At 60.1% G+C, this 20,936-nt stretch carries 16 protein-coding genes; 5 read left to right on the top strand and 11 right to left on the bottom strand.

Annotation, left to right across the window (positions count from 1 at the left end; all coding sequences use genetic code 11):
- Positions 1 to 4: 4 nt before the first annotated feature.
- From AB4P90_RS16335 to AB4P90_RS16325, 3 genes are all read right to left on the bottom strand, one after another.
- Positions 5 to 946, bottom strand: coding sequence for a sugar kinase (locus tag AB4P90_RS16335; protein ID WP_014718724.1), 942 nt, complete (start codon positions 944 to 946; stop codon positions 5 to 7).
- On the bottom strand, positions 939 to 1,721 hold the full coding sequence (locus AB4P90_RS16330) for a sugar phosphate isomerase/epimerase (protein ID WP_072434070.1): 783 nt from the start codon (positions 1,719 to 1,721) through the stop codon (positions 939 to 941). The genes AB4P90_RS16335 and AB4P90_RS16330 overlap by 8 nt, the downstream gene beginning before the upstream one ends.
- Before the next feature lie 84 nt (positions 1,722 to 1,805).
- Positions 1,806 to 2,867, bottom strand: a complete 1,062-nt coding sequence (locus AB4P90_RS16325; protein WP_019816850.1) for a LacI family DNA-binding transcriptional regulator — start codon at positions 2,865 to 2,867, stop codon at positions 1,806 to 1,808.
- A gap of 248 nt (positions 2,868 to 3,115) precedes the next feature.
- On the opposite strand from AB4P90_RS16325, the gene AB4P90_RS16320 reads away from it, so the two are divergent.
- Positions 3,116 to 5,092 carry a hypothetical protein gene (locus AB4P90_RS16320; protein WP_073453618.1) on the top strand — a complete coding sequence of 659 codons (1,977 nt, stop codon included), beginning with the start codon at positions 3,116 to 3,118 and terminating at the stop codon, positions 5,090 to 5,092.
- A 90-nt stretch (positions 5,093 to 5,182) separates the two neighbouring features.
- On the opposite strand, the gene AB4P90_RS16315 is transcribed toward AB4P90_RS16320, so the two are convergent.
- A complete protein-coding gene (locus tag AB4P90_RS16315) occupies positions 5,183 to 6,145 on the bottom strand; it encodes an IS30-like element ISPpu17 family transposase (RefSeq protein ID WP_004577240.1) in 963 nt (320 codons plus the stop codon).
- A gap of 156 nt (positions 6,146 to 6,301) precedes the next feature.
- On the opposite strand from AB4P90_RS16315, the gene AB4P90_RS16310 reads away from it, so the two are divergent.
- Positions 6,302 to 8,374 carry a hypothetical protein gene (locus AB4P90_RS16310; protein WP_259639091.1) on the top strand — a complete coding sequence of 691 codons (2,073 nt, stop codon included), beginning with the start codon at positions 6,302 to 6,304 and terminating at the stop codon, positions 8,372 to 8,374.
- 232 nt (positions 8,375 to 8,606) lie between these two features.
- Positions 8,607 to 10,871 carry an autotransporter outer membrane beta-barrel domain-containing protein gene (locus tag AB4P90_RS16305; RefSeq protein ID WP_073453622.1) on the top strand — a complete coding sequence of 755 codons (2,265 nt, stop codon included), beginning with the start codon at positions 8,607 to 8,609 and terminating at the stop codon, positions 10,869 to 10,871.
- A 52-nt stretch (positions 10,872 to 10,923) separates the two neighbouring features.
- On the opposite strand, the gene AB4P90_RS16300 is transcribed toward AB4P90_RS16305, so the two are convergent.
- The 5 genes from AB4P90_RS16300 to AB4P90_RS16280 form a co-directional block, all read right to left on the bottom strand.
- Positions 10,924 to 11,517 (bottom strand): LysE family translocator, encoded by a 594-nt coding sequence (locus AB4P90_RS16300; RefSeq protein WP_014718718.1) that lies wholly within the window; start codon positions 11,515 to 11,517, stop codon positions 10,924 to 10,926.
- 54 nt (positions 11,518 to 11,571) lie between these two features.
- Positions 11,572 to 12,411, bottom strand: coding sequence for an AraC family transcriptional regulator (locus AB4P90_RS16295; RefSeq protein ID WP_014718717.1), 840 nt, complete (start codon positions 12,409 to 12,411; stop codon positions 11,572 to 11,574).
- Between the two features lie 72 nt (positions 12,412 to 12,483).
- The gene (locus AB4P90_RS16290; RefSeq protein WP_060767814.1) at positions 12,484 to 13,125 is read right to left on the bottom strand and encodes a DUF1345 domain-containing protein; all 642 of its coding nucleotides are present in this window, start codon (positions 13,123 to 13,125) and stop codon (positions 12,484 to 12,486) included.
- Between the two features lie 121 nt (positions 13,126 to 13,246).
- The gene (locus tag AB4P90_RS16285; RefSeq protein WP_020301110.1) at positions 13,247 to 16,345 is read right to left on the bottom strand and encodes an efflux RND transporter permease subunit; all 3,099 of its coding nucleotides are present in this window, start codon (positions 16,343 to 16,345) and stop codon (positions 13,247 to 13,249) included.
- 6 nt (positions 16,346 to 16,351) lie between these two features.
- Positions 16,352 to 17,494, bottom strand: a complete 1,143-nt coding sequence (locus AB4P90_RS16280) for an efflux RND transporter periplasmic adaptor subunit (protein WP_395605146.1) — start codon at positions 17,492 to 17,494, stop codon at positions 16,352 to 16,354.
- A gap of 171 nt (positions 17,495 to 17,665) precedes the next feature.
- Between AB4P90_RS16280 and AB4P90_RS16275 the strand changes: the two genes are divergently transcribed.
- Both AB4P90_RS16275 and AB4P90_RS16270 read left to right on the top strand, forming a co-directional pair.
- Complete coding sequence (locus AB4P90_RS16275; RefSeq protein ID WP_003190934.1) at positions 17,666 to 18,367, top strand: response regulator transcription factor; 702 nt, start codon at positions 17,666 to 17,668, stop codon at positions 18,365 to 18,367.
- A gap of 3 nt (positions 18,368 to 18,370) precedes the next feature.
- Positions 18,371 to 19,672, top strand: coding sequence for an ATP-binding protein (locus AB4P90_RS16270; RefSeq protein ID WP_019816856.1), 1,302 nt, complete (start codon positions 18,371 to 18,373; stop codon positions 19,670 to 19,672).
- On the opposite strand, the gene AB4P90_RS16265 is transcribed toward AB4P90_RS16270, so the two are convergent.
- Together AB4P90_RS16265 and AB4P90_RS16260 are read right to left on the bottom strand one after the other, a co-directional pair.
- Positions 19,673 to 20,347 (bottom strand): anti-sigma factor domain-containing protein, encoded by a 675-nt coding sequence (locus AB4P90_RS16265; RefSeq protein WP_102666979.1) that lies wholly within the window; start codon positions 20,345 to 20,347, stop codon positions 19,673 to 19,675.
- Positions 20,344 to 20,874: a sigma-70 family RNA polymerase sigma factor gene (locus tag AB4P90_RS16260; RefSeq protein WP_014718711.1), complete on the bottom strand. Its 531-nt coding sequence runs from the start codon at positions 20,872 to 20,874 to the stop codon at positions 20,344 to 20,346. The genes AB4P90_RS16265 and AB4P90_RS16260 overlap by 4 nt, the downstream gene beginning before the upstream one ends.
- Positions 20,875 to 20,936: the final 62 nt, after the last annotated feature.

The following is a 20,936-nucleotide window of genomic DNA, read 5'->3' as shown; positions in this document are numbered from 1 at the left end:
TGGGTCACGCAACGGATCGAGTGGGTAATTCGGCGCGGGTCGGCAAACCCTCCATGTCGCCACGGCTCTGCACAGCGCGGCTGCCGATCCAGTTAGCGCGCTGGACCGCCTCGGGGAAGCTTGAGTTTTCCAGCAGGGCGCTGATCATGCCCACGGCAAAGCCATCGCCGGCACCCACGGTATCCACCACCTTGGCTACCGGTACGGCGGCGACAAAACCCTGGTCCATATGAGTGCGGTAATAGGCGCCCTCCGAACCGAGTTTGATCGCCACGGCTTCGGCGCCCTGGTCGAGATAGAACGCGGCGATGTCTTGCGGGTCGTCGAAACCAGTGAGCAGGCGACCTTCGCCCAGGCCCGGCAGGACCCAGTCGGCCAAAGCGGCAAGCGCATTGATCTCGCGGATCATCTGCGCCTGGCTGGCCCACAGGGACGGGCGCAGGTTCGGGTCGAACGACACACTGCGCCCGGCCTTGCGCATTTGCGCCATCAGCTCGAACGACAGTGCGCGAGTGGCATCGGACAGTGCTGGTGGAATGCCGGTGGCGTGTAGATGGCGGGCTTGCAGCAGCGTTGGGTGGATGGCCTCGATGGACAAGTGGCTGGCCGCCGAGCCTCTGCGAAAGTACTCCACTTGAGGATCTGCGCCGGCCTCTTCCCGGGATTTGAGTTGAAAGCCGGTAGGGTGCAGCGGGTCGACGGCCACATGGCGGCAATCGAGCCCCTCTTTGGTCAGGGTATCGACCACAAAACGTCCGAGGGAATCGTTGCCCACGCGGCTCAGCCAGGCCACGTTGAACCCCAGGCGCGACAGGCCGATGGCGACGTTGCTGTCGGCGCCGGCAATGCGTTTGTGAAACTGCCCGACCTGGGCCAGGTCGCCGGTCTGTTCGGCGACAAACATCGCCATGGTTTCGCCAAACGAGAGGATATCGATCTCAGACATGGGCGTTCTCCACATGGGGTTGGCCAAGGCGGGCCAGGGTCGCGACCTGTTGTGCGGTAACCTCGATCAGGTCATCGCCCTGCAACGGAAATTCCACCGCGCGGGTAATACCTTGAGTCATGTGTTTGAGCAGTTGTTCCCACAGATGCACGTCGGTGGCGCCCGGCGGCAAGGCGACGAGCCTGCCATCGGCGCGGCGGGCCACGGCCTTGCAGTGCAGGTAATCCACATGCCGACCCAGCAACCGCGCGGCGGTGAGCGCGGATTGGTCTTGCCACTGCCAGTTGCCGATGTCGAAGGTCATTTTCACCGGCAGGCCGAGACGTTCGACTTCAGTGAAAAACCGTTGCATCGGTTCAATGCGCCCACCGTGCAGGGTCTGGTCGTTTTCCACCAGCAGCTTGACCGGGTGGCGGTTGAGCAGGGCGTGCAGGCTTTCCAGGTCGTTTGTGTCGGTGAAGTAACCGAGCGAGACCTTCAGCCAGCCCGAGCCAAAGGCCTGGGCGCGGTCCAGCGTGGCGGCCAGCTCGGCATTGGGCTGGGCACGGCCGGCGACCCACAGCTCCAAGGGCGAGGAAAATACTGATTCCAGGCCTTGTTCTGCAGCGGCCAGGGCCAGCTCGGCCGGTTGCTCGGTGGTGAGCAATTCTTCGCGCCATTCAATGCGCTGGGCACCAGCGGCGCTCAGCAGCGCGACAAAACTCAATTGGCCCTGCTGGCGAACCAGGTCGGCGCCGTAGCTGGAAAGGCTGATGGAGACGGGGTATTTATGCATTGTTGTTTACCTCTGAAACCGGTTTCATTTTTATACGCAAAACAAAATGTGGGAGCGGGCTTGCTCGCGAAGGCGGTGTGTCAGTCAGCGCAAGAGTGGCTGATCTATCGCGTTCGCGAGCAAGCCCGCTCCCACAGGGGAGTGTGTCGAGCCACGGATAATCAGCTCCGGTAAAAAATCCAGGGTGCGCGTGGGGGCGGTATCGCCGCGCAGGCGCTTGAGCAAACAGTCAAAGGCGCTGGCGCCAATTGCTTGCGTCGGTTGGGCGAGGGCGGTGATGCCGCTACCTACCAGCGGGTACCAGTCCAGGTCATCCAGGGCGATCAAGCCCACGTCGCCGAACAGCTCGCAACCCAGGGCCTTGAGTGCACGGGTGCAGGCCAGTGCTGCCACGCCGTTGGCGCAAAACAATGCCTTGGGGCCGGGTTTGGCGAGAAAGGCTTGCAGACGGTTTTCCAGTTCACCGTCCAGTTCAACCACGGCACCTTTCAACGCCGGGCGCTTGGCAATTTCGGTGTTGAAACTTTCCAGACGCTCCAAACGTGAACTGGTGCCATCGGTGGTCTCGCTTACCAGCAGCACGTCGCGGTAACCCTGTTGCTCCAGGTGTTCCACCGCCATGCGCACCGCCGCCGGGTTATCCAGGCCGACCAGGTCGCTGTGCAGCGGTTCGACCTTGCGGTCCACCAGCACCAGGGGCATTTCCCGTTGCAGTTCGAGCAGTTGGTCGAGGTGATGGCCCAGGGTATTCACGATCAAGCCTTCGATGTTGTACGAGCGCAACGCGGCCAGATGTTGGCGCTCCTGCTCGTCATCGCGGTCGGTGTTGCACACTACCAGGCTGTAACCGTGCTGGCGGCAGGCGGTTTCGACGCCGTGCATCACCGCGATGGAATAAGGGTTGCGGATATCAGCCACCAGCATACCGATCAGGCGCGTGCGTCCACGTTTGAGACCGCGGGCCATCTGGTTGGGGCGATAACCGAGTTCGTCGATGGCCTGTTCGATGCGCAGGGCGATGGCATCGGAGAGCAGGGCGCGGTCATCGCCGATAAAGCGCGACACGCTGGCTTTGGATACTCCGGCGCGCTGGGCGACGTCCTGCATGGTCACGCGGCTGCGCTGGGCGGCGGAGAATGGAGTCACGCTAAAGCCTTTCTTATTGGAGTTGGGAGAGACGCTGAAACCGGTTTCAGAAAACACCAAGTATAAGAAACCGTCAAGTTAATCTTCGACATTCAGACGCGGCAAGCTCGAGACAACTGACGAATGGCACTCGCAACCTGTTAGATCTGACAGTACCCAGAAAGGACGGTTTGGCGTTTACTTTTCCATAACTTGACGGGGGAGGACGGTTCTGTGAACCCGCCGTTAAAATTAAAAGAGGAAAGAACATGTCCATCTCAAAAGTGAGTCACCTTCCTGAAGCGACCAGTGGCGGTGTACTTGCGCTAGACCCGATGGACATCCCAGGTGTCGATCCTCTTGACCCAAACGGTCTCGTACCGGTCTCACTGACTCTTGCGCCTCTGTTGGTCAGGATACCTATGTGGCTCCCGGCGCCTGAACCATTGGATACACCCCACCGGGTGCAACTTCTCTGGGAGCGAGACGGTATTGAAAGGCAGGCTGATCTGAAGCTTATCGATGCCCCACCTCCACCTCTGCCTGCGTTTGTGCCAATGCACGTGCCATTAGCCATGCTCAGAGAGCGTTCAGGCACTGTGAAACTGTTTTATCGCGTGATCGATTCCGAGGGACAACGCAGCGAGCTTGATCCAAAGGTCACGTTGACCATTGATTTGGAATCCCCGGAATTGCTCCGGCCTGATGACCAACTCAGCTTCGTGAATCCACCCGTCACAGGTGTTGATGAAGCCTATTTGGCGAGCAATGACCCGGTGCGCTTCAATATTCCGCCTTATCGGGGGCGTGAGCGAAATGATCGTATCGAAATGGTGCTATCCAATAGTCCGAACCCAGCTGCTGCTGCGCCGGACGGCGACTATGTACTGGTAGATGTTTCAGACCCGCTGGTCTGTGAGTTGCCAGCGGCTGCGTTTCGTCGCCTGAATAACGGCCCAGCCTATATCTTTTATCAAGTGTTCGACGAGGCCGGGAATTTCAGTACGCGTAGTGCCGGTTTACCGTTTTCACTCGATCTGATAGCAGGTCCAGATGTACCGCTGCCTGCACCCACTATCATGCCGCCGGCCTACGATGACAATATCATCAAGCGCGACGACGCCCGGGCCGCGGTGGTGCTGCTGATTGACCCCTATATCAATTGGGCCGCCGGAGATCACGCCCGGGCTTTTTGGGACGAGCGGCCGCTCGCAGATGTGCCGGTGTTCGACGGCGTCGTAACACAGGTACCGGTTCCCTGGGCCACTATGCGGGGGCCATCCCCAGTCCTGGTGGCAGAAGAGATCCGGATACGTTACGAAATCATCCGCGGTCTGACGATCTACCCGTCATACCGGCGTCGTATCAGCCAGGATTTCACGGTTGCCGGGCAAGACCATGCGGGTGCGCCCGCACTGCTAAACCCCGATCTACCGTTGGCTGAAGTACGTGGCCTGGTGTCAGATGAGGCCAATCTGGTTGACCTTCGCGACAAGGATGTAGGCGCCCGTGCCCGGGTGTTTCTCTATGACGACCCACAGCCAGGCCAGGTATTGAGATTCTTTTGGAATGGTATAGGGCCTGTGGCTACCAAGACAGTTCAAGTCGGGGAAGTCGCCGGCCAATTAGTATTCTCCAGTGTTATTCCATGGGCGGTGATGGAGGGCACTATTAACGCTTCGTTGCCTGTGCATTACACCACCGATAATGGGATTAACCAGCAACAGTCCCGACATACTGAAGTCGATGTTCATACCGGGCCGCTGCTCAGCTTTCCTACTCCGATTATTCAGCACACGCTGGTGGGTAGCACGGGTACGTTTCTCACCTGTTGCTCATCCCCAGAGATATTCGCCGGCGTGAGTTGGAAAGTTGTCGCTCATGGCGATTTTGATTTGAACGATGAAGTTCGATTTTTTACCCATGGCTATAACAATAACGGCTGGGATGACCCCGTGGTGGAGGACAGTCGATTTACTCAAGGCAAGACATTTGATACGCCGGCGGACTTGGTCAATGGGTTGGACTTTACAGTGACGCCTTTCGATCCAGTGGTGTATTCGCTGCGCCAGGAGAGTACTGCTGTCGCGTGGTATGAGGTGTGGCGTGGTGGGCGCAAAATCGGCGAATCCATCCTGCGGCGCTTCAGAGTTGACCTGGCTTATCCCGCAGGTGGTTACTGCCAGGCAGGCGACATTATTCAGTGTTCAAGTGACGGCGTGCCCACCCTGATAAAGAAAAGTTGATGACATCGGTGCAGGGCGTCTGAAATGAGCGGCGGGCACAGGTGCTTCTAGCCGGCAAATGGCTGTACTAAACGAATAGGGTTCCTGAATTCAACACATAAGTGCAACGCTCACCCCTGTATGCACTTCGTACGGCGTCTTCCAGCCCAAGCGCTTGCGCGGGCGTAGATTGATCCTCGCTACTGTCCGATTGACGGCTTCGACGGTCAGCTTGCTGAAGTCGCTGCCCTTGGGGAAATACTGGCGGAGCAGACCGTTGGTGTTTTCATTGGTGCCACGTTGCCAGGATGAATAGGGGTCTGCAAAAAAGACCTGGCACTGGCTCCGTAGCGCGATGCGTTCATGCCCGGCAAACTCCCTTCCGTTATCCAGCGTCAGCGTGTGAGCGGCATGGCCCTGAAGCATCAGATTGATCGCCCGCGTTACCTGCCGGCGCGTTCTGCGCTTGACCGGATAGGCGCTCAGATAGCCGCTTTTGCGATCAACCAGGGTCACCAGGTTACCGCCCAGTCCATGTACCGTATCGCCCTCCCAGTCCCCCAGGCGCTCGCGGCTTTCGACCTCGGCTGGGCGTTCACTGATTGACACGCGATTACGCAGCTGCCCGCGCCGATCGTGGCTTCCATAGCGTTTCCGGTAGCGCTTTCGGCGATGTCGCAGATAGGTATAAAGCTCACCACCGGCGCGCTGTTCGGCGGCAATGAACCGATAAATCCACTCATGGCTGACCGCCCGGCTTGGCTGCTCCTGCTTCAACCGCTGGGCGATCTGCTCCGGACTCATGCCATGCTTGAGCCACACCGGGAGATGATGGCTGAGCCATGTCGCCGGCTTGCAAAACTTGCGCGCACCCGCTCGACGAGCATCACTTTCATGGGCCGCAGAAACAGCCTTGTAGATATTCTGGGTGCTGTTGCGGCGAACCTCGCGACTGATCGTCGAGGGATGCACGCCGACCCGCTTTGCAATGCTCGCCTGGCTCTCTGCGGCGCTCAAGCCAGCCTCAATCTGGTAACGTTGTCCCTGAGTCAGCTGCCGGTAATGCGTAGTCATCTGCGCTTGAATCCTTCGGTGTGAGAGCCTGGATTCTACCGGTGGCTGGCTCTCTGCCTCTCGTTTCAAGCGTTGCGCTTATTCTATGAATTCAGGGTTAAACGAATATTTTTCGCAGTTGTTCGTCGCCCATATTGTCACTAATGGAGAACGATGATGAATAAAAAAACGCGTGATTATTTTGCCAGATTAAACTCTGCTGTTAGCCCGTCGACAGTTGTTTTCTCACAGTTGGATCCGCCAGAAGTTGATTTTGTTCCAGGTTTTCCAGGATTGCTTTCTCGGGAACAGGCGTTGTCCGAATATTTGGAACTGCGAATGCCACGATGGCAAGACTACAGCGACAGTGGTGGCGATCAGGATATCGTGAGAGTGTTTATAAAGCCGGTAGATGATGCGGAGTATGGAGAACCGTTCCTAACGTTCACTTTTAATTTCGATGCAACACTGCCACAAGCCTATGCAACTGCAAATATCGCCCGAGGCAGGCGTCCGCCAGGTCACTGGGATATCAAGTACGAGGTGTATATCAGACGTGCGGATAACTTGAGCGAATCGACCGAGATGCGTTTGATTGTCGATACTGATGCACCGTACGCATCATCTCCGAGTCTTCCGCCAGCGCCTACCCTACCGGCAGGCTTGACACTGCCCATTGACGAGGCCGATTTTCCAGCTGCTCCCAATGATCGGTTGTTTTTTTCAATTCCAGATTATGTTCTCCACGGGCGTGCGCCGGGTGACAGGCTGAGGGCGTTCTACGGCGGTTCCGATACCCCATATGCTCCTGATCCTCCCTCTACCGAGGTGGATTGGCCGGTGACGGACCTTAGGTTCCCGTTGCCCAAGGGTGTTGTTTCGGCTGGACCGGACGCGTTTAACACGCTTCGATATCAGTTACTGGACGCCGCGGGCAATCCCAGCCAGCTTTCCTCCTCCTTGCGGTTGGATGTGGCCTTGCAACCTGCACCGGCTAATCTGAAGCAGCCCTTGATCGGCAGGGCGTTTCCGGGAGATAACCGCTTCGACCGGATTGACGCCTCCATTGACCTGGGAATGATTGTAAGAATTCCCGCTTATGACCATCCGCAGCGGGGCAATGACGGTGATGTCATTGACGTCATACTGTCGACCAGCGTCCGTACCGAAACCATCGAGGGTACGGCATTGGGCAACGGTACGAGCTTTCCAGTGCCCATTGTTGTTCCACTTCATATTTTGCAAATTCTCTATGGCGCGTTGACAGGTGACGAGCTGTTGACGGTCACTTACGTCATCCGCCGTCGATCCGTCACGTATCCTGCTGCGCCGTCGACGATCATCAATTTGAATCTGCACGTGGTCGGACCGACTCCTACCGATCCTCCGGACCTGACGAACACCGATCTGGATCCGGTGGTGATCAAGGGGGTAAATGCCGCTGGCGTGGAGGGCGCTGACAACGAGCTATTGCCGGAGCACGCCAATCGGCCCGCCAATGCCCATATCACGTTGTGGGATGAGGCCCCAACCCCTGACGCCGAGGATTTTTTCATCCGGCTGTGGTACGAGGGTGAACTCGCCGCCACTCGCCAGATAACGGGCGGGGTTGCCGGCGCCCCGGTCACCCCGCCGCTGCAGATTCCGTGGGCGCTGATCGCCAAGCACGGTAATGCACCGCCTATGAAACAGGTGCATTACACAATCGACGCGGGCCTCGGTACGAATCGGCAGCAGTCTGAGGTGACCTCGGTGGACGTACAGGCCAATGTCCAGGCCCTTGTCATGCCCGAGGTCCAGGACCTGGATTTAATTGGCGGTGATCCAGGCGTGATCAACTGTACTACCTTCAGGCCTTTGAATATGGACGGACGTATCACTGTTCGTATTCCTCCGTCGGACTTGTTTGAGCCGACCATGGTGGTCCGGGTGAACTGGCAAGGCTACAGTGATAATGATGGCACGAACCCAGTGCTTGCATCCGTAGGGTTCAAAGACTCCCCTCCGTTGACCGCCTCCATGATCGCGCAGGGGTTTTTGGTGACCCTAGACGCGCCTTTCTCCACCCTCATGAAGACGATTCATACACACGTAGGCCTACGGCTCCAGGGGGCAGCAAGGATCAACTACACCATCCAACTGCCAACAGGGCCTTTAACATCGAGCGACGCTTTGCATCGGGCACGCTCGGTCAAAACCGGCTCCTCCCCCACCTACTGCGACGACACGCCGGTACCCGCAGCGATTTGACGTGGTTGCGAAAACAGCCTGGGAGCAGCCACGCTGCTCCCAGGGTTCATAGAGGGACAACTTATTTGTTCTCACCGTGCGCATCGAGATTGATTCGGGGGTATTAAGATTAATCCTACATAAATAGGGAACAACTCTGGATAACTTTGGCACCGCTTGATTGGCAGGGTTCCACGCTCTTAGGTACCGGCCAATTTCTTCAATAGGAATGCCAAACCCAGAGGGTTTTTCGATGTCGTCAATGTTTAATTTTAAGCTCAAGCCGTTGAGTTTTGCCTTGAAGGCCAACGCGGTTTCATTAGCAGTTCTTATGTCAAGTGTGGCCGAAGCCCGCGTGGTTACGGGCCCGAATGAAACAGTTCGGCCAGGCCCTCCACCTGACAGTTTCGAGCTCAGGCCCGGCTCGGGTCTCACCGTGGAAGGGGCCACTACCAAACAAATCCGTGCCCAGTCTGCCAACTTGACCGTTAATCCGGGCAGCAAAACTCAAGACATCACGGCATTCAATTCGAACGTGAATATTGATGGCGCCGAGATCACTGCGCGGGCGACACAGCCGGCAGCAGTGTTCATGAGTGGCGGGACGCTGTCGCTCAAGAACAGCACACTTACCCACAGCAATGGCGTTGGCCTGGTCGTTTCTCGTCCGATCGGCAGTGACGAGGGGGCAATTGCCTCTGTATTCAACAGCAGCATCACCGGCACCACGCGTGGCGTCAGTGTGGGTGGTAACAGCGCGTTGGCCCTCTACCAAACCGACGTTGCAGGCACTGGCGAAAATGGCGTGGGTCTGTATCTGTTCGGTCAAGCCATTGCGATCGATAGCTCCATCACCGGTGAGCTCAATGGCGTGCGGCTGGATATGGACCGCAGCCCCGACGTGCCAGCTGCATTGATCCTTGATGGCTCATACGTGGAAGGAAAAGCGGGCGCAGCCATTCTGGTCGAAAGCTCGAAGGCGGGTACACCGGCTAATGCAACTATAGATGTGCGCAACGGTGCGACCCTCAAGGGCGGCAACGGCAATATCCTCGAAGTCACCGGTGGCTCCTTCGCCAACATGAATGTCGACGGCAGTACCTTGTTCGGTGACGTCGTGGTCGAGGAGGGCAGCACCGCGAAGTTGCAGCTCAACAACGGCTCGTGGTTGACCGGCCAGTTGAAAAACGTAGCTGAGTTAAGCGTGAACAACGCCTCCCACTGGGCGCTGGTGGGTGACAGCGAAGTCGGTGACCTGAAAATGGCGGGCGGCAGCGTGCATTTTGGTGGGCCTGATGAGTTCTACCGGTTGGATGTCGACAGCCTGTCGGGCGAAGGCACGTTCGTGATGCATACCGACTTTGGCAGCGGCCAGACCGACTTGCTCGCCGTTAATGGCATCGCCGAAGGTAACCACAGCCTGTTGCTGGCGGCCACGGGGTCGGAGTTGGCCACGGCCGAGCCGATTCGCGTGGTGAGCACCGAGGGCGGTGATGCACAGTTCGCCCTGGTCGGCGGAACGGTTGACGCAGGTGCCTACAGTTACGGGCTCAAGCAGGAAGACACCGATTGGTACCTGGACCCTAACCGGCGCGGCACCAGCAACAGCACCAAAGCGGTGATGGCGTTGTTCAACACCTCGCCCACAGTGTTGTACGGCGAGATGACTTTGTTGCGTACCCGCATGGGTGAGCTGCGCTTCAGCCAGGGCAACAACGAAGGTTTCTGGATGCGCGGCTACGGCAACAAGTACGAGGTCAGCGGCAATCAGGATGGTGGCGGCTACACGCAGAACCAGCGCGGCTTTACCTTGGGTATCGACACACCGCTGTACGGCGGCGATGGGCAGTGGGTGGCCGGTGTGATGGCCGGTCACAGCACCTCCGATATCGACCTCAACCGCTCCGGTGGCGGTACAGTCGACAGCTACTACCTGGGCGGTTATGCCACGTGGCTCGATGACGAGAGCGGCCTGTATTTCGACGGTGTGGTCAAGCTCAACCGCTTGCACAACGAAGTCAACGTGAGCATGAGCGACGGCAAAAAAGCCAAGGGCAACTACACCCAGAACGCGGTGGGGGCTTCGGTGGAAGTGGGTCGGCATATCAAACTGGATGACGGCTACTTCGTAGAACCCTACGGGCAACTCAACGCTGCGATCACCCAGGCCCAGAGTTATGACCTGGACAATGGCCTGCACGCCAAAGGTGACCGTTCGGCCTCGGTCGTGGGCAAGGCTGGCGTCACGGTGGGCAAGAATATCCAGTTGGACAGCGGTGGTGTGTTGCAACCGTACTTGCGTACTGCGTTGGCCCATGAGTTCAACCACAACAATAAGGTCACGGTAAACGGCGAGCGCTTCAACAACGATGTATTCGGTTCGCGCATTGAAATGGCCGGTGGTGTGGCGATGTCGGTGACTCAGAACGTCAAGCTGCATGCGGACCTCGAGCATACACGTGGTAAAACCGTCGACCAGCCATGGGGTGTCAACTTCGGCGTGCGTTACGACTTTTAATTCATCCATCCACCCGAACAGGGGAGGCTTAGGCTTCCCCTTTTTTTCGCCTTCAGATCAGCACACTCAGCCAGGCTGAGCCCAACAGCAGCAAGGCCATGACTCGGTTGAATGCGCCTACGGTCCTGGGGGAGCGCAACAGGCGGCTAGACCCGGCACCCAATAAAGCCCAGGCGCCGAGGCAGGGCAAGGCGATCAGGAAAAACATCAGGGACAGGTACACCACCTGGCGCTGCCCACCCTGGCCAGCGAACACACTGACCACCGCCAGTGCCATCATCCAGGTTTTGGGGTTGATCAATTGCAGGGCCGCGGCGCCCAACAGGCCCAAGGGTTTTTGCGTGTCATCGGCATTGATGGCCTGGGCTGGCGCCCTGAAGATCTGCCAGGCCAGGTAACTCAGCCAAGCCACACCGGCCCACTGCATCGCCGTTTGCACGTTGGGCAGTTGCACCAATGACTGACCCACACCGCAACCCACCAGCAGCACAATCCCCGATGCCCCCACGCAAGCCCCAATGATGATTGGCAGCGCAGCCTTGAAACCGTAACGGGCGCTGTTGCTGAGCACCAGGATATTGGTCGGGCCGGGGGTGATGGAGGCGACAAAGGCGAACAGCATGAAAGGCACGAAGGTGGACAGCATGGCGGGTGACTCCGGCGGGCTCATTTAGAGCGACCATCTTCACAAGCCCGGGCGTTACCGGTCTGGAAGATTTGTGCAGCGCTTGCGGTACGCGGCCGGTGTCAGCCCATAAGCCCGCATGAACCAGCGGCCCAAATGACTTTGATCGGCGAAACCCAGGGCCATCGCCACGTCTGCCGGTTGATCGCCCTTGGCCAATAGATACCGGGCACGGGCCAGGCGCAGTTGCACCAGATAAGCGTGGGGCGGCAGGCCGAAGGCACTCTTGAACGCGCGGCTCAGGCGAAAGCGGTCGACGCCGCAGGTCAGGGCGAGTTCATCCATGCCGACGTCCTGATGCAGATGGGCGTGCAGGTATTCCCGCGCCTTGTGCGCCACCTGCGGCAAGCGCGGGTCATCGCGGTAGCGCATGCGCCAGTAAAGCTGGCCTGTGAGGCGTTCCAATAACTGATCCAGAGCGCTTTGCCGCACGATCCGCAGTTCGCCGTGGTGCAAACTCTCAAACGCCTGGCTGGTGGCCAGGGCCAGGCGTGGATCGCTGGCCAAGGTGCGGGCGAAACTCAGCTGATGATGGGCGGGTGCTTCCTCGAAGACACTGGCGATTTCCCGTTCCAGCCACTGCGGGTCGAGGTAGAGCATGCGGTAAGTGAAGCCGTCGACCGTCGGAGCATTGCCGTCGTGGAGCTCCCCTGGCTCCAGCAGGAATACCTGCCCCGGCACGCTGTCATGGCGCATGCGCCGACAGTTGAATTGCTGTACGCCTTGTTCGGTGACGCCCACCAGGTAGCTGTCGTGCCAATGGGGGTCATACGCATGGCCTTCGAAATGCGCGCGCAGGGTCTCGATGCCGGTGTCGGCGTCCTGGGACAAGTCGATCCAATTGTGCGCAGGCATACAACACCGAGGCGGAAAGTGAAGGGTTATTAGCGGCGACGCCTCAGTGGGCGTCTAGAAGGTTTGTGCAGTCTAGCCAAACAACCCGGCGGCGATGTTGATCGAAAAGCCCAGAATGGCGGTGTTGAACAAAAAACCGATCAACGACTGCCCCAGTACCACCTTGCGCAGGCTACGGGTGGCGACGCCCACATCCGAGGTTTGTACCGCTACGCCGATGGTGAAGGAAAAGTACAGGAAATCCCAGTAGTTGGGCGTGAGCAAGCCTTCGGCAAAACGCAAGGCGGGCTCCTTGCCTGGCCAGGTGTAATAGAGCCTGGCGTAGTGCACGCTGAAAATCACCCCGATCAATAGCCAGGAGCCGATCACCGTCAGCCCGGTGAAACCGTAGTGCAGCAGGCGCTCGGAGGTGGCCAGGTCCTTGCTGCCGACCAGTTCGAACGTAATGGTCGCCAAGCTAGCGATGGCGGCGATACATACCATGAACAGCACGAGGCCGGCGTTCTCGTCTTCGATTTCGGCGATGCGCTTGACGTCCTCGGCCTTGGCGCGAATGGTCAGCCACAGCATCAGTATCAGGTAGGTCCAGACCCCGGCGTTCCAGCCGATCAGGATTTTACTGGCGAGGGTGTCGGCCGGCACCAGGAGGCCGACGGCAAGGCCGAGTAAGGCGGCGGATGAGAGGCGAGGGTGGGTGCGGGCGAGGAAGGGCATGGTGGCTCACAAAGAACTATGTGTGAGCACCATAGCTTATTCGGATGTACCTGATCATGAATGCAATCAATAACCCTGTGGGAGTTGGCAAGCCAGCTCCCACATTTGGCTGCGGCGTTGATCAGTTTGCTTTATGGCGCTTGCGCACCAGCTTCATCACCACCACGAAGAACACCGGCACAAACACCACCGCTAATGTCGCTGTGATCATCCCGCCAATCACACCGGTACCAATCGCCTGCTGGCTGGCAGAACTGGCCCCGGTGGCAATTGCCAATGGCACCACGCCGAGGATAAACGCCATCGAGGTCATGATGATTGGTCGCAGGCGCAACCGCGCCGCCTTCAAGGTGGCGTCGATCAAATCCTCGCCCTGGTCATACAGGTCCTTGGCGAACTCGATGATCAGGATCGCGTTCTTCGCCGACAGGCCGATGATGGTGATCAGGCCGACCTTGAAGAACACATCGTTAGGCATCCCGCGTAGCGACACGGCTAACACCGCGCCCAGCACCCCAAGCGGCACCACCAGCAACACCGAGGTGGGGATCGACCAGCTTTCATACAGCGCGGCCAGGCACAGGAACACGATCAGCAGCGACAGGCCCAACAGCAACGGTGCCTGGGAGCCGGACAAGCGCTCCTGCAACGACAAGCCCGTCCATTCCTGGCCCAGCCCGGCAGGCAACTGGCTGACCAGGCGCTGGATTTCGTTCATGGCCTCGCCCGTGCTGTGCCCCGGCGCCGCTTCGCCGCTGATGGCGATGGCCGGGTAGCCGTTGTAACGGGTCAACTGCGTTGGGCCCTGGGTCCACTTGGCTTCGACAAAGGCTGACAGCGGCACCATTTTCCCAGCGTTGTTGCGCACGTGGATCTTCATCAGGTCGGCCACCTGGCTGCGCTGGTCGCCTTCGGCCTGTACCACCACGCGCTGCATGCGGCCCTGGTTGGGGAAGTCGTTGATATACGCCGAACCAATCGCGGAGGACAGCACGTTGCCCACGTCGGCAAACGAAACGCCCAAGGCGTTGGCCTGCTTGCGGTCCACTTCCAGCTGCACTTGCGGTGCTTCGGCCAGGGCGCTTTCACGCACGTTGGCCAGGATCGGGCTTTTCGCTGCAGCGTCCAGCAGTTCAGTACGCGCAGCCATCAACCCCGCATGGCCAACGCCACCACGGTCCTGCAAACGGAACTCAAAACCGCTGGAAGTGCCCAGGCCGTCTACCGGCGGCGGCAGAACCGCGTAGGCAATCGCGTCCTTGAGTTCGCTGAAGGCCATGTTGGCGCGATCGGCAATCGAGGAAGCGGAGTCATCACTGCCACGCTCTGACCAATCCTTGAGCGTGGTAAACGCCAGCGCCGCGTTCTGCCCGGAACCGGAGAAACTGAAGCCCATGATCATGGTGGTATCACCCACCCCAGGCTCGCCGGCGTTATGCGCCTCGATCTGCTCGGCCACCTGCACCGTACGGTTTTTGCTGGCGCCCGGTGGCAACTGGATATCGGTGATGGTGTAGCCCTGGTCTTCCACCGGCAGGAACGATGAGGGCAAACGGCTGAACAACAGCCCCATGCCCACCAGCAAGACCAGGTAGATCAGCAAATAGCGGCCGCTGCGCTTGAGGGCATAGGCCACCCAACCTTCATAGCGGTTGGTGAGGTGCTCAAAGCGCTGGTTGAACCAGCCGAAGAAACCAACCTTGGCATGGTGTTCGCCCTTGGCAATCGGCTTGAGCAGCGTGGCGCACAGCGCCGGGGTCAAGGTCAGGGCCAGGAACGCCGAGAACAGAATCGAGGTGGCCATCGACAGCGAGAACTGCTGGTAGATCACCCCCACCGAACCCGGCATGAAGGCCATCGGCAGAAACACCGCCACCAGCACCAGGGTGATACCGATGATGGCGCCGGTGATCTGGCCCATGGCTTTCTTCGTCGCTTCCTTGGGCGACAGGCCCTCGGTGGCCATGATGCGCTCGACGTTCTCCACCACCACGATGGCATCGTCCACCAGGATACCGATGGCCAATACCATGCCGAACATCGTCAATACGTTGATCGAGAAGCCCAGCAGCAACATGGTGGCGAAGGTGCCCATCAGCGCAATTGGCACTACCAGCGTGGGAATCAAGGTGTAGCGCACGTTCTGCAGGAACAGAAACATCACCGCGAACACCAGCGCCATCGCCTCCAGCAAGGTGTAGACCACCTTGGTGATCGAGACTTTGACAAAGGGCGAGGTGTCGTAGGGAATCTTGTATTCCACATTGGCAGGGAAGTAGCGTGACAACTCGTCCATTTTCGCCCGCACCAGCGTTGCGGTACTCAATGCATTAGCGCCGGGCGACAGTTGCACGCTGACGGCGGTAGACGGCTTGCCGTTCAGGCGCGTGGAAAACTGGTATTCCTGGCTGCCGACCTCCACCCGTGCCACATCGCCGATGCGCACGGTGGAGCCGTCGGGGTTGGCCTTGAGTACGATGTCGGCAAACTCCGCCGGGGTGGACAGTTGCCCCTTGACCAGCACCGCCGCGGTGATCTCCTGGGTGTGGGTGCCCGGCAAGTCACCGATGCTGCCCGCTGAGACCTGGGCGTTCTGGGCGCTGATCGCGGCGTTGACGTCGGCCGGCGTGAGGTTGAAACCGATCAGCTTCTGCGGGTCGATCCAGATACGCATCGCTCGCTCGGCGCCATACAACTGGGCCTTGCCGACCCCGTCCAGGCGCTTGAGCTCGTTCATCACGTTGCGCGCCAGGTAATCACTGAGCGCGACGTCATCGAGCTTGCCGTCATTGGAGGTCAATGTGACCAGCAGCAGGAAGCCAGCGGAGACTTTTTCCACTTGCAAGCCTTGCTGAGTCACGGCCTGGGGCAGGCGCGGCTCGACCACCTTGAGGCGGTTCTGCACATCCACCTGGGCCATTTCCGGGTCGGTGCCCGGCTGGAACGTGGCGGTAATGGTCGCCGAGCCCAGGCTGCTCTGGGATTCGAAATACAGCAGGTGATCGGCGCCGTTGAGCTCTTGCTCGATCAGGCTGACCACGCTCTCATCCAGGGTCTGGGCCGAGGCGCCGGGGTACACCGCGTAGATTTCCACCTTGGGTGGCGCGACGTTGGGGTACTGCGCCACCGGCAATTGCGGGATCGCCAGGAAGCCCGCCAGCAGGATAAACAGGGCCACCACCCAGGCGAAGATCGGGCGGTCAATAAAGAACTGCGGCATGACGGGTTATTCCTTTACGAGCGGGCTGTCGTCCACTTCAATTTTTTCACCGGGGCGTGCGTGTTGCACGCCCTCGACGATGATGCGGTCGCCGGGTTTGAGGCCACTGGTGACGATCCAGCGATTGTCGACCACTGCACCCAACTCCACCGGCTGCTGGCTGACGGTCTGCTCGGCGTCCAGCAGCAACACCATCGGGATACCGGCGCTGTCACGGGTGATGGCGCGTTGCGGCACGCTGAGGCCTTGCTTGTCGACGGCCTGTTCCACGCGCACCCGCACAAAGCTGCCGGGCAACAGGTCGAGGTCCGGGTTGGGGAACTCGCTGCGCAGGATGATCTGCCCGGTGCCCGGATCGACGCTGATATCGGCGAAGAGCAATTTACCCGGCAAGGGGTACAGGCTACCGTCGTCCTGGATCAAGGTGGCCTTGGCCTGGTCCTGGCCGACCTGCTTCAAGCTGCCGGCACGAAAGGCGCGGCGCAGGTCGTTCAGCTCACGGGTGGACTGAGTGAGGTCGGCGTGGATCGGGTCCAGTTGCTGGATAATCGCCAGCGGCGTGGCTTCGTTCTGGCCGACCAGCGCGCCTTCGGTCACCAGGGCGCGACCAATGCGCCCGGAAATCGGTGCGGTCACGGTGGCATAGCCCAGGTTCAGCCGGGCACGCTCGACGGCGGCCTTGTTGGCGGCCACTTCGGCGTTGGTCTGGCGCAGGGCGGCGCGGGCGTTGTCGTACTCCTGGCCGCTGATGGCGTTGCCTTCGACCAATTGGCTGTAGCGCTGCTCTTGCAGGCGCGCCTGGAACGCATTGGCCTCGGCCTTGCTCAGGTTGGCCAGGGCACTGTCCAGGTCGGCCTTGAACGGCGCCGGGTCAATACGGAACAATACGTCGCCTTGCTTGACGTCGTGGCCTTCGTTAAACACCCGCTGCATGACCACCCCGGCGACCCGGGCGCGTACTTCGGCGATACGCGGTGCGGCGATGCGCCCGCTCAGTTCGCTGGTAATAGAGAGGGGCTTGGCCTGCAGGGTTTCGATCCGCACTTTGGCCAGGGGCATTTGTGGCGCCTCGTCTGCCGACTGACCACACGCGCTCAGCGCCAGTGTGAGGGCCAACAGGCAAAACGGCGCAAATAGATTCTTCGACATGCTCTTATCCCAATATTGACTGGCGCATCCTAGAGGCACCTGCGCCGTGGTGCTGTGAAGCTGTGTAGCGGGTCTGTGAAGAAGTGTAAGGTACGGCGCACGTGGCGTCGGGGGCGTATATCCTTGCACAATCCTGCAACACACCAACAAACAGCATTATTTGGAAACACCATGCCCAACATCCTCCTGGTGGAAGACGACGCCGCACTCTCCGAGCTGATTGCCAGCTACCTGGAACGCAATGGCTACCACGTCAGCGTGCTCAGCCGTGGCGATCATGTACGCGAACGTGCACGCCTGAACCCGCCGGACCTTGTGATCCTCGACCTGATGCTGCCGGGCCTCGACGGCCTGCAGGTGTGCCGCTTGCTGCGCGCCGATTCTGCGGGCCTGCCGATCCTGATGCTGACCGCCCGCGATGACAGCCACGACCAGGTTCTGGGCCTTGAGATGGGCGCCGACGACTACGTGACCAAACCCTGCGAGCCGCGCGTATTGCTGGCCCGGGTGCGCACATTGCTGCGGCGCAGCAGCCTGTCCGAACCCCAGGTGGCCAGCGACCAGATCGTCATGGGCAACCTGTGCATCGACTTGTCCGAGCGCACCGTGACCTGGCGCGAACAGGCGGTGGAGCTGTCCAGCGGAGAATACAACCTGTTGGTGGTGCTGGCCCGGCATGCCGGCGAAGTGCTCAGCCGCGATCAGATCCTGCAACGCCTGCGCGGTATCGAGTTCAACGGTACCGACCGTTCGGTGGACGTGGCCATCTCCAAGCTGCGGCGCAAGTTCGACGACCATGCGGGCGAGGCGCGCAAGATCAAGACGGTGTGGGGCAAGGGGTATCTGTTCAGCCGTTCCGAGTGGGAATGCTGAACCATGTTTCGCGTACTGCTGCGCCTCTACCTGATCACCATCGTCACCTACAGTGCGGCGATTTACCTGATTCCCAAGCTGGTGATCCAGCTGTTCGAACACCGCTACATGAACTACAACATCGAACAGTCCCGCGGCCTGCAAAAACTCATGGTCAAGCAGTACCAGCGCGCACCGGTGGAGCGCTGGTCCCAGGTGACCGACCAGTTGAGCCGCGATTTTGCACCGTTGAAAGTGCAACTGTTGCTGCGCCAGGACGCCCGCTACACCCCTGAGGAAGAACAGTTACTGGAGCAAGGCAAACCGGTGATCCGCCTGGGCGAGTGGGGCTGGATGGAGGAAATCAGTTCGCCGATCAACCAGCAGTTCGCGGTCAAGCTGACCGTACCGCCAGACCCGTTGGACATGAACCTGCTGTACTGGTCGATGAACGTGCTGGTCGGCGCAGCCTTGTTGGCGTGCCTGCTGGTGTGGCTGCGTCCGCACTGGCGTGACCTGGAACGTCTGAAAAGTACCGCCGCGCTATTGGGTAAGGGCCACTTGGAGGCCCGTACGGGGCTTGCACCCAGCTCCAGCATCGGCGGCCTGGCGGCGGTGTTCGACACCATGGCCGACGATATCGAGCATCTCTTGAACCAGCAGCGCGACTTGCTCAATGCGGTCTCCCATGAACTGCGCACGCCGCTTACCCGCCTGGATTTCGGGCTGGCCCTGGCGCTTTCCGAAGACTTGCCCCTGGCCAGCCGCGAGCGTCTGCAAAGCCTGGTGGCGCATATTCGGGAGTTGGATGAATTGGTGCTGGAATTGCTGTCTTACAGCCGCCTGCAAAACCCGGCGCAATTGCCCGAGCGGGTAGAGGTAGCGCTCGACGAGTTTATCGACAGCGTGTTGGGCAGCGTCGACGATGAGTTGGAAAACCCCGAGATCGTCATCGATGTGGCGCTTGATTGTGCCGTTGAGCGCTTCAGCCTCGACCCGCGTCTGACTGCCCGAGCCTTGCAGAACCTGCTGCGCAATGCGACGCGCTACTGCGACAAGCGCATCCAGGTGGGCGTGCGCGTATGCCCCAAAGGCTGTGAAATCTGGGTGGACGACGATGGCATCGGCATACCGGCTGACCAGCGCGAGCGCATCTTCGAGCCGTTCTACCGCCTCGACCGCAGCCGCGACCGCGCAACCGGCGGCTTTGGCCTGGGCCTGGCGATCAGCCGGCGCGCCCTGGAGGCCCAAGGGGGCACCTTGACGGCCTTGGCGTCGCCCCTGGGTGGGGCGCGGTTTCGTGTGTGGCTGCCTAACCTTTCGTGATCAAAGTACTTTGACTGCTCGGCCGATCCCGTGAATCGGCCCGGTGGGTTTGCCGGTAGGCGAGCCATTGGGCCCTTCCAGCGTCAGTTCAAACAACTGGTTCGGCGCCAGCGGCGGCAGCTTGTCCAGGGGCACCGATAAGGTCTGCCCAGGCTTGACCAGGCCCAGGGATACGGGACCCTGCCAGCCATCGGCCTTGGTCCAGAACTCCAGGGCTTTGTCAGCGGGAATCTCCATCACCCCCAATGGGATCAACTGGATCTGCCGATTATCACTGGCCTGCACCACCCAGCCCGGTGCCTGGCTTTGTGGCGCCATCAGCACCACCACGAAGCTGGGTGCGGTCATGGGCGGGCGCGCCAGTAATAAAGCCGCCAGCACCACGCTTGCCATCAGGCCGACGGCAGAAAGCCCGCGCCAGAACGCCAGCAGGTTCCACCACGCCACGCCCGTTTCGGCGATTTTGATGCGGCGTTCAATGCGCCGCCACAGCTGTGCCGAAGGCGGCACCGGTTGCGCCAGCGCCACCAGAGGCAACAGACGCTGCTCCCAGGCATCCACCGCTGCGCGCAGTGCCGCATCATGGGCCAGGCGTTGTTGTACCTCAGCGCGCTGTTCGGCGGGCAGGGTCCCCAGCACGTATTCACTGGCCAGTTCATCCAGGCTGTCGTTCATGCCATGCACTCGCGCAAGGCGGCGAGGCTGCGTTTGATCCAGGCTTTGACCGTGCCCAGCGGGGTACTGAGTTTTTGCGCGATTTCGCTGTGGGAGTAACCGTCCACATACGCGTGCAGAATGCAGGTGCGACGCGTCGGGTCGAGCCGTTCCAGGCACTGGTGGATCTGCCCGGAGCGTGCGGCAAACTCGATGGACTGGGCCGGCTCTGCCAGCGGCTCGTACTGATCGTCCAATGGCACGTCACGCCCGGCGCTGCGTACCACGTCCAGGGCCAGGTGGCGGGTCACGCTGAACACCCAACCCCGTGCGGAGCCTCGCAGGGGGTCGAAACTGTGTGCGCCGTGCCAGATCTTGATAAAGGCGTCATGCACGATGTCCTCGGCCAGTGCCTTGTTGCGGGTAATGCGCAGCGCCACACCGAGCAAGCGGCTGCTGTCCTGCTCATAGAGCTGGTGCAGGGCGCGATGATCGCCGCGGGCGCAGGCTAACAGGCACACTTGATAATCAAAGATGAGTTCAGCCAAACCAGAATTCCTGCCACTGAGGAGACGTCTACGCGTGGTAGGCGCGAGGTTGCTCGCGCCTA

Origin of the sequence: Pseudomonas sp. B16120, from assembly GCF_044218845.1 — a bacterium.
In the GTDB taxonomy this organism is placed as follows: Bacteria; Pseudomonadota; Gammaproteobacteria; order Pseudomonadales; family Pseudomonadaceae; genus Aquipseudomonas; species Aquipseudomonas paracarnis.
The sequence above is the reverse complement of the archived record's forward strand: the minus strand, read 5'-3'. Positions and strand labels throughout refer to the sequence as shown.